Here is a 13,279-nt window from a genome sequence, read left to right on the forward strand (position 1 = left end):
GTTAACTAGACGTTTTAGCGATACTAAACGTCTAGCAGCAGACGTGCAGGATCTTCTAGAAGCTCTTTGATGGTCACTAGGAAACCAACTGATTCACGGCCATCGATTAGACGGTGGTCGTAAGAAAGCGCTAGGTACATCATTGGTAGAATCTCTACCTTGCCATCAACAGCCATTGGACGGTCTTGGATTTTGTGCATACCCAAAATTGCCGCTTGAGGCGGGTTGATGATTGGCGTAGACATTAGAGAACCAAATACACCACCGTTTGTGATAGTGAAGTTACCGCCCATCAGCTCATCAACAGTTAGCTTGCCGTCACGGCCTTTGATTGCTAGCTCTTTGATGCCTTTTTCGATGTCAGCGAAACCTAGTGTGTCACAGTCTTTCAGTACTGGAGTTACTAGACCACGTGGCGTTGATACTGCCATGCTGATGTCGAAGTAGTTGTGGTAAACGATATCTGTACCGTCGATAGAAGCGTTCACTTCTGGGAAACGTTTTAGCGCTTCTGTTACTGCTTTCACATAGAAAGACATGAAGCCCAGACGCGTGTCGTGACGCTTCTCGAATTGGTCTTTGTACTGCTTACGAAGGTCCATGATTGGCTTCATGTTCACTTCGTTGAAAGTAGTCAGCATTGCTGTACTGTTCTTCGCTTCTAGAAGACGGTTTGCAACTGTCTTACGTAGGCGAGTCATAGGTACGCGTTTTTGGCTACGAGCTGCTGCTGGCGCTTCAACTGCTGGTGCAGATGCTGCTGCCGGAGCCGCTTTCGCTGCTGCTAGATGTGCGTCGATGTCTTCACGAGTAATACGACCACCAACACCAGTGCCTTTAACGTCAGCTGGTTGTAGGTTGTGCTCTGCAAGCAAGCGACGAACAGCTGGGCTTAGTGCGTCGTTGCTCTCTTCTGTAAGAGCCGCTTTGTGGCGCTTATCAGGAGAAGCTTCTGTATCTTCCGTTGTATCTTTCGTTGGTTCACCAGCGACAGCACCCGGCTTGATTTTAGCCAGAAGCTGTTTAGAAAGTACCGTAGCACCTTCTTCTTCGATGATAGCTTCCAGAACACCCGCTTCAGGAGCTGGTACTTCTAGAACTACTTTATCTGTTTCGATATCTACAATGACTTCATCACGTGCAACCGCTTCGCCCGGTTTTTTGTGCCAAGTAGCAACTGTTGCATCAGCCACAGATTCAGGTAAATCTGGAACCAGAATTTCAATTGTCATGTGCGTATTTTCCTTTTACTTCTAGTTCTTAAGTAGGGTCAAAGCGTCGTCAACTAACGCTTTTTGTTGTTTCAAGTGTACCGACATATAGCCAACAGCTGGTGATGCTGATGCAGGGCGACCTGCGTATTGAATATCAGCACCCACTGGGATAGCAGCTCGGAAATTATGTTGGCTACTGTACCAAGCACCTTGGTTTTGTGGCTCTTCTTGACACCAAACGTAATCGACTACATTTGTGTACTGTGCGATGGCAGCTCTCACGTCCTCGTAAGGGAACGGGTAAAGTTGCTCGATACGCACAATAGCGACATCGTCTTGCTCGTTCTTACGTCGTTGGTCAAGCAGGTCAAAGTAAACCTTACCTGAACAGAACACGACGCGTTTTACGTTCTCAGGCACCAGATCATCAATTTCTGCGATAGCTGGTTGGAACGTGCCTTCTGCCAAATCTTCAAGAGAAGAAGTACACAGAGGGTGACGAAGCAATGACTTAGGTGACATTACAATCAGTGGACGACGCATTGGTCGAACAACCTGACGGCGAATCATGTGGTAAACCTGCGCCGGTGTTGAAGGAACAACAACCTGCATGTTTTGTTCAGCACATAACTGAAGGTAACGCTCAAGACGTGCAGAAGAGTGCTCTGGGCCTTGACCTTCATAACCGTGAGGAAGCAGCATAGTTAGACCACATAAACGTGCCCACTTTTGCTCACCTGATGAAATGAATTGGTCGATAACAACTTGTGCACCGTTTGCGAAGTCACCAAATTGTGCTTCCCAAAGGGTTAGACCGCTTGGTTCTGCTGTTGCATAACCATACTCAAATGCGAGTACCGCTTCTTCAGATAACACAGAGTCAAACACTTGGAATGGCCCTTGTTTATCATGAATGTTCGCAAGAGGAACATACGTGCTTGCATCTGATTGATTGTGCAGTACTGAGTGACGGTGGAAGAACGTACCACGACCTGAATCTTGGCCAGAGATACGAATACGCTTACCGTCGTCAACAAGTGTTGCGTAAGCCAGAGTTTCAGCCATACCCCAATCGACTTGTTTCTCACCATTCACCATGGCAGTACGATCGTTGTACAGTTTATTGACTCGGCTTTGCAGCTTGTGGCTGTCTGGGTATTGGCAAAGTTTAGTACCAAGCTCTTTTAGGCGCTCGATATCAATCTTGTTATCCCATTCGATGTTCCAGTCGTGACCTAAGTAAGGAGACCAGTCTACTGAGTGAAGTGCCATAGGGCGCCACTCTTTAACCACAACTTCACCGTGATCAAGTGCATCACGATATTCGTTAACGAGTTGAGTTGCCGTATCAATACCAAACTCACCGCGCTCCATTAGCACATCAGCATAAAGCTTACGTGGTGTTGGATGCTTCTTAATTTTTTGGTACATCAAAGGCTGTGTTGCATTCGGCTCATCGGCTTCGTTGTGACCGTGGCGACGGTAACAAACCAAATCAATAACAACATCACGCTTAAACGTATTACGGTAATCCAATGCCAAACGAGCGACGAAAGCGACCGCTTCTGGGTCATCAGAGTTAACGTGGAAAATCGGAGCCTGAACCATCTTCGCGATATCAGTACAGTACATCGTAGAACGAGTATCGCGTGGGTTAGACGTTGTAAAACCAACTTGGTTATTTACAACGATACGAACCGTACCACCCACACAGAAACCACGCGCTTGAGACATGTTAAACGTCTCTTGTACTACACCCTGACCAGCGATAGCTGAGTCACCGTGGATAGTAATTGGAAGTACACGGCTACCGTCATTATCACCAAGGCGATCTTGACGCGCGCGTACTGAACCGATAACTACCGGGTTTACGATTTCTAAGTGAGATGGGTTAAATGCAAGTGCTAAGTGAACGTTGCCGCCTGGCGTTGCGAAGTCCGCAGAGAAACCTTGGTGGTATTTCACGTCACCAGTACCCCACGTGTCATCGTGCTTGCCCGCAAACTCGTCAAACAGGTCTTGTGGCTTTTTACCAAGCACGTTGACCAACATGTTTAGACGACCACGGTGAGCCATACCAACAACAACTTCGCGCATGCCTTGTCCGCCAGCATGACGAATAATTTCTTTCGTCATTGGGATAAGCGCATCACCACCTTCCAACGAGAAGCGTTTTGCGCCTGGGAATTTCGCACCAAGATAGCGCTCAAGACCTTCAGCAGCAGTTAGCTCTTCTAGGAAAGCTTGTTTTTCTTCTTTGTTGAAAGAGGGTTGACCAGATACAGACTCTAAACGTTGTTGGATCCAACGCTTTTGCTCTGTATTTGTCATGTGCATGTATTCTGCACCAATAGAGCCACAATAAGTTTGCTTTAGAGATTTGTAGAGATCTTTAAGCACCATCGTCTCTTGGCCAATGGCGTAAGAGCCGACGTTAAACGTCTCATTGAGGTCATCTTCGGTAAGAGTGTGGAAAGAAGGGTCCAGTTCATCAACTGTCGCTCTTTTCCATAAACCTAGGGGGTCTAGATTTGCTGCTTGATGCCCTCGGAATCGATAGGCATTAATAAGTTGCAGAACCTTTACTTGTTTCGCATCGACATCTGGATCACTAACTTGGACACTGTAATGCTTTGTTTCTTGAGCGAGTCGACGGAAGTATTCACGAACACGAGAGTGTGGTTGTTCCACTGTCTCTGAAGCTTGCACAGGCAGTTCTTCAAAAACACTTCTCCATTCGTCACTTACCGAATCTGGGTCACTTAGATACAGTTCATAGAGTTCTTCTACGTACGTTGCATTGGCGCCAGCCAAGTGTGAAGACTCGAGCCATGCCTTCATCACGCCGTTGTGCATATTTTCCCTTAACCAGTAGTTTTCACGTTTGCTGCGGTCTATGCCGAGCTATTAAAAGGCCGCCCCAAAACTTCTAGGGCGGCAATTTTTATATAACTTAAACCGAACGATTCACTAGCATGGTCTTGATGTGACCAATCGCTTTCGTCGGATTTAATCCCTTAGGACAAACACTTACACAATTCATGATGCCATGGCAACGAAAAACGCTAAATGCATCATCAAGATCGGACAAACGTTCGTCTGTCGCTGTATCTCGGCTATCAATTAGCCAACGGTACGCTGCAAGCAGGCCTGCTGGTCCGATGAATTTGTCAGGGTTCCACCAGAACGATGGGCATGACGTTGTACAACATGCACACATGATACATTCGTACAATCCATCTAAATGAGCACGCTCATCAGGGCTTTGTAAGTTTTCGCGAGCCGGTGGCACATTGCCATCAGACACTAAGAATGGCTTCACTTTTTCGTAGTTATCGTAGAACTGAGTCATGTCTACAATTAGGTCACGAACAACGGGTAAGCCAGGCAGTGGGCGAATCACAATCTTGTCTTGGCCAGAAAGCGCAGACAATGGCGTGATACACGCTAGGCCATTTTTACCGTTCATGTTCAAACCATCAGAGCCACATACGCCTTCACGGCATGAGCGACGGAATGAGATTGTTGGATCTTGCTCTTTCAACAGAATAAGCGCATCCAAAAGCATCATGTCTGAACCTTCATCCACTTCTAGAGTGTATTCCTTCATATAAGGCTTCTGGTCGACATCTGGATTGTAACGATATAAAGAGAAATTCAGTTTCATGGTCATATCTCCTTAGTACGTACGTGCTTTTGGTGGGAACGCTTCACGATGGATAGGTTCCATGTTTACACCACGCTTAGTCATGCTCTCTGACTCTGGGTTGTAAAGTGAGTGGCATAGCCATTGCTCATCATCACGGTCAGGGAAATCGAATCGAGCGTGTGCGCCACGGCTCTCTGTACGGAAGTTTGCAGCAACAGCCGTTGCGAATGCCGTTTCCATCAAGTTTTCAAGCTCTAGACACTCGATACGTTGAGTGTTGAACTCTGTCGACTTGTCAGATAGGTGTGCATTCTTCAGACGTTCGCGAATCGCTTTAAGCTCTTCTAGGCCTTCAGCCATTGCTTTACCTTCACGGAATACCGAGAAGTTGTTCTGCATACATTGCTGAAGATCTTTACGAATTTGCGCTGGATCTTCACCGTCTGTGCTGTTTTCCCAACGGTTGTAACGCTCTAGTGAACGTTCAATGTCAGCTTCAGTTGCAGGCTTAGCTTCGTCTTGCTTCTTCAGTGTCTCACCTAGGTGTAGACCTGTCGCACGACCAAATACCACTAAATCAAGCAGTGAGTTACCACCTAGACGGTTAGCACCGTGTACAGAAACTGATGCAATTTCACCACAAGCAAATAGGCCTTGGATTTCAACATCGCTTCCGTCTTCAGTTTGCTTAATAGCTTGACCAGAAACTTGTGTTGGAACACCACCCATCATGTAGTGACATGTTGGGATTACTGGGATTGGCTCTTTCACTGGATCAACGTGAGCAAAGGTACGAGAAAGTTCACATACACCAGGAAGACGAGATTCAAGCGTCTCTTTACCTAGGTGATCAAGTTTCAGCTTGATGTGTGGACCCCAAGGGCCATCGCAGCCGCGACCTTCACGGATTTCAACCATCATTGAACGAGCAACAACATCACGACCCGCTAAGTCTTTAGCGTTTGGTGCGTAACGTTCCATGAAACGTTCGCCGTCTTTATTGAGAAGGTAACCACCTTCACCACGACAACCTTCCGTTACCAATACACCAGCGCCAGCAATACCCGTTGGGTGGAACTGCCACATTTCGATGTCTTGCATTGGAACGCCAGCACGAATCGCCATACCAACACCGTCACCAGTGTTGATGTGTGCGTTAGTTGTCGAAGCGTAGATACGACCAGCACCACCAGTAGCAAGGATTGTTGCCTTCGCTTTGAAGTAGCAAACTTCGCCAGTTTCCATACAAAGCGCGGTTGTACCTAAGATTGCACCATCTTCGTTCTTCACAAGATCCAGTGCATACCACTCAGAGAAAACCGTCGTTTTGTGTTTAATGTTTTGTTGGTAAAGCGTATGAAGCAGTGCGTGACCAGTACGGTCGGCTGCAGCTGCGGTACGAGCCGCTTGCTCACCACCAAAGTTTTTAGATTGACCACCGAAAGGACGTTGGTAAATAGTACCGTTCTCAAAACGTGAGAAAGGTAGGCCCATTTTTTCAAGTTCGATTACCGACTCAGGACCGTTTTTACACATGTACTCGATAGCGTCTTGGTCACCGATGTAATCAGAACCTTTTACTGTGTCATACATGTGTTGTTCCCAATGGTCTTCGTGCGCGTTACCAAGAGCAACAGTGATGCCGCCTTGCGCAGAAACCGTATGAGAACGAGTAGGGAAAACTTTAGAAAGCAATGCACAAGATAGGCCTTGCTCAGAAATTTGCAGTGCGGCACGCATACCTGCACCACCAGCGCCGATAACTACGGCATCAAACTCACGAACAGGAATAGTCACTTACGCACCCCACAAAATAAACAGACCAGAGAAGAAATATCCAAGAAGAACTGCAACAACACCAACTTGAAGACCAACACGCAGTTTTGCGCATTTGATGTAGTCAGTTAGTACTTGCCATAGGCCGATCCACGCGTGAACCAAAACAGAAGTAAGCGCTAACATGGTGAAGACTTTAGTGAATGTTCCACCAAAGAATTGCGTCCAAGATGCGTAAGAGATATCACCAGAGAAAGCACAGAAGCTTACTAGGTAGATAGTGTAAAGAGTCATAATGATGGCAGTTGCACGAATCAGTAGATAATCATGAACACCATTACGACCAAAAGTAGAAACGTTGTTTACCATACTAAGATCCCCGCTAGTAGAGACAATACCGCTGTTGCTGCGAATGCAACCTTAGCGCTCTTAGCGCCAGATTCCAGCTCTTCAAAGTGACCTAGGTCCATAAGAAGGTGACGAATACCACCAGCAATGTGGTAAGCCAAAGCGGTTAAAATGCCCCACAGAATAAACTTCACGAAGAAACCATCGACAATGTCGCTAGCTTCCATAAAGCCTACTGGGGATGAGAGGGAAATGGATAGTAACCAAAGCAAAATTCCAATCGCGACAAAAGTTATCACCCCAGACACACGGTGTAGGATGGAAGCTATTGCTGTGATTGGAAAGTGGATGGTCTGTAAATCTAAATTAACAGGTCTTGTCTTTCTTTCTTTCACGGGCTTGCTCACTCAGCTCCATTGAGCATTATGGTCATTAAATAACCTTATGATATTGTTATGGACAAAATTTGATTGCTAACCTTCAAAATTTAACATTAACTTAACAAATAACTGAAGTTGAGCCTTAGATAATTGTAAAATAATTGTTAACTGCTCGATTAAGAAAGACACCTCACATTTCTTCTTAGCCTTGCATTTATAAGGTTTTAACCAAACTTTTCAGCGCCACTATACGGCTGGCAACATTCTAATACAATTGATGTAACAAATAATGCTACACAGACCAGATTTTTAACGAATTTAATGTAAAAAACACTAACAAGTGCACACAAAGCTGCAGAAAAATTGACTTTCCCACGTAAGACCAGTAAAAAAATGGCACATAAACATCCTGGACGGATTAAATAATAAACAAAGGAGATTGTTATGGCGGATAAGAAAGCTACCCTTCACATTGAAGGTCAAGCGCCAATCGAGCTGCCGATTACAGAAGGTGTACTTGGTACTCCAGTGATCGATGTTCGTACACTAGGTTCTAATGGTTTTTTCACTTTTGACCCTGGTTTTCTTGCCACTGCATCCTGTGAGTCTCAAATCACTTTTATTGACGGTGGAAAAGGTATTCTTTTACATCGTGGTTACCCAATTGACCAACTTGCCAATAACGCTGATTACTTAGAAGTATGTTACATACTTCTTTACGGTGAAGCCCCATCTCGAGCTGAGTACGAAAAGTTCAAGACTACCGTGACACGTCACACTATGGTGCATGAGCAAATTGCTAGTTTCTTCCACGGCTTCCGCCGTGACGCTCACCCTATGGCTGTAATGTGTGGTGTTGTAGGTGCTCTAGCGGCGTTCTACCACGACTCACTTGATGTAAACAACGATACACACCGTGAAATTGCGGCATACCGCCTGATTTCAAAAATGCCGACACTGGCAGCAATGTGTTACAAATATTCAATCGGTCAGCCGTTTATCTACCCACGTAACGATCTTGGCTACGCAGAAAACTTCTTACACATGATGTTTGCAAACCCATGTGAAGAGTATGAAGTGAACCCTATCGTCGCTCGTGCAATGGATAAAATCTTTACTCTACACGCTGATCACGAACAGAATGCTTCTACGTCTACAGTACGTCTTGCTGGTTCATCTGGTGCTAACCCGTTTGCATGTATCGCTGCAGGTATCGCATCACTTTGGGGCCCAGCTCACGGCGGTGCAAACGAAGCTTGTCTGCGTATGCTTGAAGAGATCGGTAGCGTAGATAACATTGAAGAATACGTTGCGAAAGCAAAAGACAAAGATGACCCATTCCGTTTGATGGGCTTCGGTCACCGTGTTTACAAGAACTACGATCCACGTGCAACAGTAATGCGCGAAGCGTGTCACGAAGTACTTAAAGAGCTAAACATCCAAGATCCACTACTAGACGTAGCAATGGAACTTGAGCGTATCGCTCTATCTGATGAGTACTTTGTTTCTAAGAAGCTATACCCGAACGTAGATTTCTATTCAGGTATCATTCTGAAAGCAATCGGCATTCCAGTGTCTATGTTCACAGTAATCTTCGCGATGTCTCGTACTATCGGTTGGATTGCACACTGGAACGAGATGCACAGCGATCCGACGAACCGTATCGGTCGCCCTCGTCAGCTATATACTGGTGAAGAACAACGTGACTTTAAAGCACTTTACGAACGTGAATAGTCGCTATAAAGCATAATGTTAAAAGGGGTTGATGTAAGAACATCAACCCCTTTTCTTTTCTACGGGATACAATCGACTCGTATCCCTCATCTCGCATCTGTTCTTAAACCGGATTATCGATATCGATAAACTCAACATCCAATCCATGCTCTTTTGCTAACCACTCGCCCAATGCTTTAACACCGTAGCGTTCTGTTGCATGGTGACCTGCGGCAAAGTAATGGATGTCTTGCTCACGAGCCGAGTAAGTTGTGCGCTCTGAAATTTCACCAGAGATAAATGCATCAATACCTTGAGAAGCCGCCAGCTCAATGTAATCTTGACCACCACCAGTACACCAACCTACCGTTTCAATCATTTTATCGGCGTTTTCAGGAGCAATATGCAGTGGTTTACGATTTAGAACATGATCAATTTTTTCTGAAAACTCAGCACCTGTCATTGGTTTTTTTAATTTACCAAACATTGCAACCGATTGTGGGTGCCCTTCCAAGCCACCTTCTACCTCAATATCAAGCAGCTCAGCGAGCTTGGCGTTGTTACCAAGTTCAGGGTGGATATCGAGAGGTAAGTGATAACCTAGAAGATTAATGTCATTCTTAATCAGAGTACGAATGCGCTTGCCCTTCATGCCACGAATCGCTTCTGACTCACCTTTCCAAAAGAAACCGTGATGAACCAACAAAGCATCGGCATTCAATTCTACCGCTTTATCAATCAGAGCTTGAGAGGCTGTTACACCAGTAACGATGCGCTTCACTTCAGATGCACCCTCGACTTGAAGACCATTCGGGCAGTAATCTTTAATCTGTTGTGGCTGCAGTTTTTCGTTAAGTAGCTTTTCTAATTGTAAGTTATTCATTTTTATTTCCAGCTTACCTTTATAATAACGTCGTTATATCAATTTACGGGTAGAATGTCGAAAGCCCCACGATGAGTTTATGAGGAAGAGATGACAGCACTGCAACGTTTTTACCAATGGGTCATCGACTCACCACCATTACTAGAAATCAAGCCACCGATTTCTGATCTCACAGCATTCTCAAACCACCAAGAGCTCGACGACGCACATACTTATGATGGTAATCCTAGATTAGGCTTTCTCTACCAACACTTATGTGAACAAGTCATCACTGCTTCGGATAATTATTCAATCAAGCACGATGAGATCCAGATTAATGTTGAGGGTAGAACACTCGGCGCAATCGACTTTATTCTCGAAAAAGCGAACGACCAAAAGTTAGAACACTGGGAAGTGGCGATTAAGTTTTATCTGCTCCACGAACAAACTTGGTTTGGCCCCAACTCTCACGATCAATTGGATAAGAAGCTCGAAAGGATGCTCAGCCACCAGCTTGGTATGTCATCTTCATCCGCTTTTATTGAGCAGTATCCAGAGATCGATGTCGACTCAAAACATCTCCTCATGCAAGGTCGTCTATACACCAACCCATTCTTAGAACAAAACGTACCTACTGAATGTTTGGGCTACGACATTAACCCGAGCCAAGTAAACGGCTTTTGGTGCTATCAAAACCAAGCTCATCTAATCACTGAAGCGCTCTACCCTCTCACCAAAGAACAATGGGCGGCAGGGACGGATGATTTCAGCAGTAAGCCTATCACCGAGTTTGGTGATCGCTTCGTCCATGGGCAAACCAAGTCCGGGCAATTCTGGTTTGTGATGCCACAAAGTTGGCCACACGGTTAGTCGTCTAAGCTAACTCACTTACCTTTTCCCGCTTATTACACGCAACCAGCACAAATAAAAAGGGCTGATGTTTTCACATCAACCCTTCTATCTATTTAGCTTTTATATCCAGTAATCAAATTTCGATTACAGACCAGCCGCTGCAAATACTTGGTTCACAATCTCTTGAGCTTCTGCTTCGATTGCTTTCAGGTGCTCTTCACCCTTAAAGCTTTCACAGTAAATCTTGTAGATGTCTTCAGTGCCTGATGGACGAGCAGCAAACCAACCGTTCTCAGTGGTCACTTTCAGGCCACCAATCGCAGCGCCATTACCTGGAGCATGCGTTAAGCGAGCAGTAATCGCATCGCCAGCAAGGGTTTCAGCAGAAACCATCTCTGGAGATAGCTTTTTAAGCACGTCTTTTTGTGCGCCATTTGCTACCGCTTGAATACGGTTGTACTTAGATTCACCGTGTTTAGCGGCAAGTTCTTCGTAGTATTCTTGTGGGTTCTTACCTGTCACAGCTGTGATCTCAGCCGCAAGTAGGCAAAGAATCAGGCCATCTTTATCTGTTGACCAAGGCGTACCGTCTTTACGTAGGAAAGAAGCACCTGCACTCTCTTCACCACCAAAACCAAACTGACCGTTATATAAGCCATCAACAAACCATTTGAAACCAACTGGCACTTCACAAAGTTCGCGACCTAGGTCAGCAACAACACGGTCAATCAAAGCGCTTGATACTAGTGTTTTACCAACAGCAACATCTTTGCCCCAACCTTCACGGTTACGGTATAGGTAATCAATACAAACTGCTAAGAAGTGGTTTGGATTCATCAAGCCTTTAGGTGTCACGATGCCGTGGCGATCGTAATCAGGGTCGTTACCAAACGCTAGAGCGTACTCGTCTTTAAGAGCCAGTAAGCCTGCCATTGCGTATGGAGAAGAACAGTCCATACGAACCACGCCATCTTTATCTAGAGACATAAATTGGAATGAAGGGTCAACCGCTTCACTTACCAGAGTAAGATCTAGATTGTACGCTTTACCAATTTGACGCCAGTAATCAATACCGCTGCCACCCAGTGGATCAACACCAATCTTGATGTTTGCTTTCTGGATCGCTTCCATATCAACGACGTTAACCAAATCAGCGACGTATGGCGCCACTAGGTCGACTTCTTTTACTAGCTCAGACTGTTTAGCCTGTGCGATAGGCGTACGCTTAACACCTTGCATTTGCTCAGCAATGATCACGTTCGCACGGTCTTCAATCGCTTGAGTCAATTCAGCTTCAGCTGGGCCACCGTGTGTCGGGTTGTATTTAATACCGCCGTCTTGAGGTGGGTTATGTGAAGGCGTGATAACAATGCCGTCGGCTTTTTTGTCATTCACTAGGTTGTGCGTAAGAATCGCGTGCGAGATACCCGGTGTTGGAGTAAAGCCGTTGTTTTCTTGAATAATAACTTCAACACCGTTCGCTACAAGCACTTCGATAACCGTAGAGAACGCAGGCTCAGATAGAGCGTGAGTATCTTTACCTAAGAAAAGAGGGCCAGTTGTACCTTGCTCGGCACGAACTTCAGCAACCGCTTGTGCAATTGCTAGAATGTGATTTTCGTTAAATGTTGATTTGTCTGCTGTACCGCGGTGACCTGAAGTACCGAAAAGTACTTTATGATCTGGGTTCGTAGCATCCGGTTGCTGTAAGAAATAGTTAGCAACTAAAGCCGGGATATTATGAAGATCTTCCTGCTGAGCTTTCTGCCCAGCACGAGGGTGCATAGCCATTTTTCGACATCCTTATATATAAAATTTAAAAACAAAAAAACCTCATAATATCTTCTTATCCATGGATATTATGAGGTTTAAATCAGATTTCGTTAAATTGAACCTGTTACTTTTTCTATCAATTCTGCTTGGAAACTCATGCGGCTCATAAGCTGCTCAACCATCTGTCTTTTTCGGCTTGTATTGTTATTAGTAATAACCCAAAAAGGACTTTGTGGAATAGCTTTAGGCTTAGTCGTGTTGCCGTTTGCTAGCAACGTCGCTTCGTTATCTGCAAAGTAAACGCGCTTACGGCCTTTTACTTGAGTTGCTTCTGAAAAGCTTAAAGGGTCGATTTTATGCAGTGTTGATAACACAAGCATGAAACGATCAATGGCTTTCTTTAGTGATGCAAACTCATCTGATATTAGTAGTGAGCGCATTTCTTTAACGCCATCGAACTTCTCTGGAGTAAAGCCTACCTCTTTGCTAACAACGATACCTTTTGGCTCAACGATCTCTTCGATCGGAGCCATGCCTTGGCTATCAACCTGTAACAAGCGGCGCAGAATATCTGAAGCGCTTTCGCCAATACGTTCTGTCTGACCCGCAATAAAACGGTATAGGTCCTCATCAACCTCAATTGTTTTCATTCGCTTTTCACAATCTCAATGTTTAAACTCTGGGGGATTATAGCGAGATCCGCGCGGATACT

11 protein-coding genes are annotated in these 13,279 nt (G+C 45.3%); 2 read left to right on the forward strand and 9 right to left on the reverse strand.

From position 1 onward, the window contains the following. Window positions 1-23: 23 nt before the first annotated feature. The 6 genes from odhB to sdhC all read right to left on the reverse strand — a co-directional run bounded on the left by odhB (window position 24) and on the right by sdhC (window position 7,394). The gene (gene odhB, locus BCV39_RS06725) at window positions 24-1,232 is read right to left on the reverse strand and encodes a 2-oxoglutarate dehydrogenase complex dihydrolipoyllysine-residue succinyltransferase (protein ID WP_009847318.1); all 1,209 of its coding nucleotides are present in this window, start codon (window positions 1,230-1,232) and stop codon (window positions 24-26) included. A gap of 21 nt (window positions 1,233-1,253) precedes the next feature. Then, a complete protein-coding gene (gene sucA / locus BCV39_RS06730; RefSeq protein ID WP_102433587.1) occupies window positions 1,254-4,070 on the reverse strand; it encodes a 2-oxoglutarate dehydrogenase E1 component in 2,817 nt (938 codons plus the stop codon). Window positions 4,071-4,167: 97 nt separating this feature from the next. Continuing rightward, window positions 4,168-4,881 (reverse strand): succinate dehydrogenase iron-sulfur subunit, encoded by a 714-nt coding sequence (locus BCV39_RS06735; protein ID WP_010436773.1) that lies wholly within the window; start codon window positions 4,879-4,881, stop codon window positions 4,168-4,170. Window positions 4,882-4,893: 12 nt separating this feature from the next. Continuing rightward, a complete protein-coding gene (gene sdhA / locus BCV39_RS06740) occupies window positions 4,894-6,660 on the reverse strand; it encodes a succinate dehydrogenase flavoprotein subunit (protein ID WP_048606450.1) in 1,767 nt (588 codons plus the stop codon). Then, window positions 6,661-7,008 carry a succinate dehydrogenase, hydrophobic membrane anchor protein gene (gene sdhD / locus BCV39_RS06745; protein WP_010436768.1) on the reverse strand — a complete coding sequence of 116 codons (348 nt, stop codon included), beginning with the start codon at window positions 7,006-7,008 and terminating at the stop codon, window positions 6,661-6,663. It abuts the gene before it with no gap. Next, window positions 7,002-7,394 (reverse strand): succinate dehydrogenase cytochrome b556 subunit, encoded by a 393-nt coding sequence (gene sdhC / locus BCV39_RS06750; protein WP_019820486.1) that lies wholly within the window; start codon window positions 7,392-7,394, stop codon window positions 7,002-7,004. Before sdhC ends, sdhD begins: the two co-directional genes overlap by 7 nt. 417 nt (window positions 7,395-7,811) lie before the next feature. Between sdhC and BCV39_RS06755 the strand changes: the two genes are divergently transcribed. Further along, complete coding sequence (locus tag BCV39_RS06755) at window positions 7,812-9,101, forward strand: citrate synthase (protein ID WP_019820487.1); 1,290 nt, start codon at window positions 7,812-7,814, stop codon at window positions 9,099-9,101. A 103-nt stretch (window positions 9,102-9,204) separates the two neighbouring features. Here BCV39_RS06755 and BCV39_RS06760 read toward each other — a convergent pair whose 3' ends face one another. Next, entirely contained in the window at window positions 9,205-9,963 is a 759-nt protein-coding gene (locus tag BCV39_RS06760) for a Nif3-like dinuclear metal center hexameric protein (protein ID WP_019820488.1), read from the reverse strand. A 90-nt stretch (window positions 9,964-10,053) separates the two neighbouring features. On the opposite strand from BCV39_RS06760, the gene BCV39_RS06765 reads away from it, so the two are divergent. Further along, entirely contained in the window at window positions 10,054-10,812 is a 759-nt protein-coding gene (locus tag BCV39_RS06765; RefSeq protein ID WP_102433586.1) for a DUF1853 family protein, read from the forward strand. A 126-nt stretch (window positions 10,813-10,938) separates the two neighbouring features. Here BCV39_RS06765 and pgm read toward each other — a convergent pair whose 3' ends face one another. Both pgm and seqA read right to left on the reverse strand, forming a co-directional pair. Beyond that, the gene (gene pgm, locus BCV39_RS06770; RefSeq protein WP_019820492.1) at window positions 10,939-12,585 is read right to left on the reverse strand and encodes a phosphoglucomutase (alpha-D-glucose-1,6-bisphosphate-dependent); all 1,647 of its coding nucleotides are present in this window, start codon (window positions 12,583-12,585) and stop codon (window positions 10,939-10,941) included. Window positions 12,586-12,677: 92 nt separating this feature from the next. After that, window positions 12,678-13,217 (reverse strand): replication initiation negative regulator SeqA, encoded by a 540-nt coding sequence (gene seqA / locus BCV39_RS06775; protein WP_019820493.1) that lies wholly within the window; start codon window positions 13,215-13,217, stop codon window positions 12,678-12,680. Window positions 13,218-13,279 lie beyond the last annotated feature (62 nt).

Origin of the sequence: Vibrio sp. 10N.286.55.E10 (assembly GCF_002872555.1) — a bacterium.
In the GTDB taxonomy this organism is placed as follows: domain Bacteria; phylum Pseudomonadota; class Gammaproteobacteria; order Enterobacterales; family Vibrionaceae; genus Vibrio; species Vibrio crassostreae.

What these genes read in the sequence shown, in the direction of transcription:
- odhB (WP_009847318.1), bottom strand. Translation starts at nt 1,232, where the DNA reads ATGACAATTGAAATTCTGGTTCCAGATTTACCTGAATCTGTGGCTGAT.
- sucA (WP_102433587.1), bottom strand. Translation starts at nt 4,070, where the DNA reads ATGCACAACGGCGTGATGAAGGCATGGCTCGAGTCTTCACACTTGGCT.
- BCV39_RS06735 (WP_010436773.1), bottom strand. Translation starts at nt 4,881, where the DNA reads ATGAAACTGAATTTCTCTTTATATCGTTACAATCCAGATGTCGACCAG.
- sdhD (WP_010436768.1), bottom strand. Translation starts at nt 7,008, where the DNA reads ATGGTAAACAACGTTTCTACTTTTGGTCGTAATGGTGTTCATGATTAT.
- BCV39_RS06755 (WP_019820487.1), top strand. Translation starts at nt 7,812, where the DNA reads ATGGCGGATAAGAAAGCTACCCTTCACATTGAAGGTCAAGCGCCAATC.
- BCV39_RS06760 (WP_019820488.1), bottom strand. Translation starts at nt 9,963, where the DNA reads ATGAATAACTTACAATTAGAAAAGCTACTTAACGAAAAACTGCAGCCA.
- BCV39_RS06765 (WP_102433586.1), top strand. Translation starts at nt 10,054, where the DNA reads ATGACAGCACTGCAACGTTTTTACCAATGGGTCATCGACTCACCACCA.
- pgm (WP_019820492.1), bottom strand. Translation starts at nt 12,585, where the DNA reads ATGGCTATGCACCCTCGTGCTGGGCAGAAAGCTCAGCAGGAAGATCTT.
- seqA (WP_019820493.1), bottom strand. Translation starts at nt 13,217, where the DNA reads ATGAAAACAATTGAGGTTGATGAGGACCTATACCGTTTTATTGCGGGT.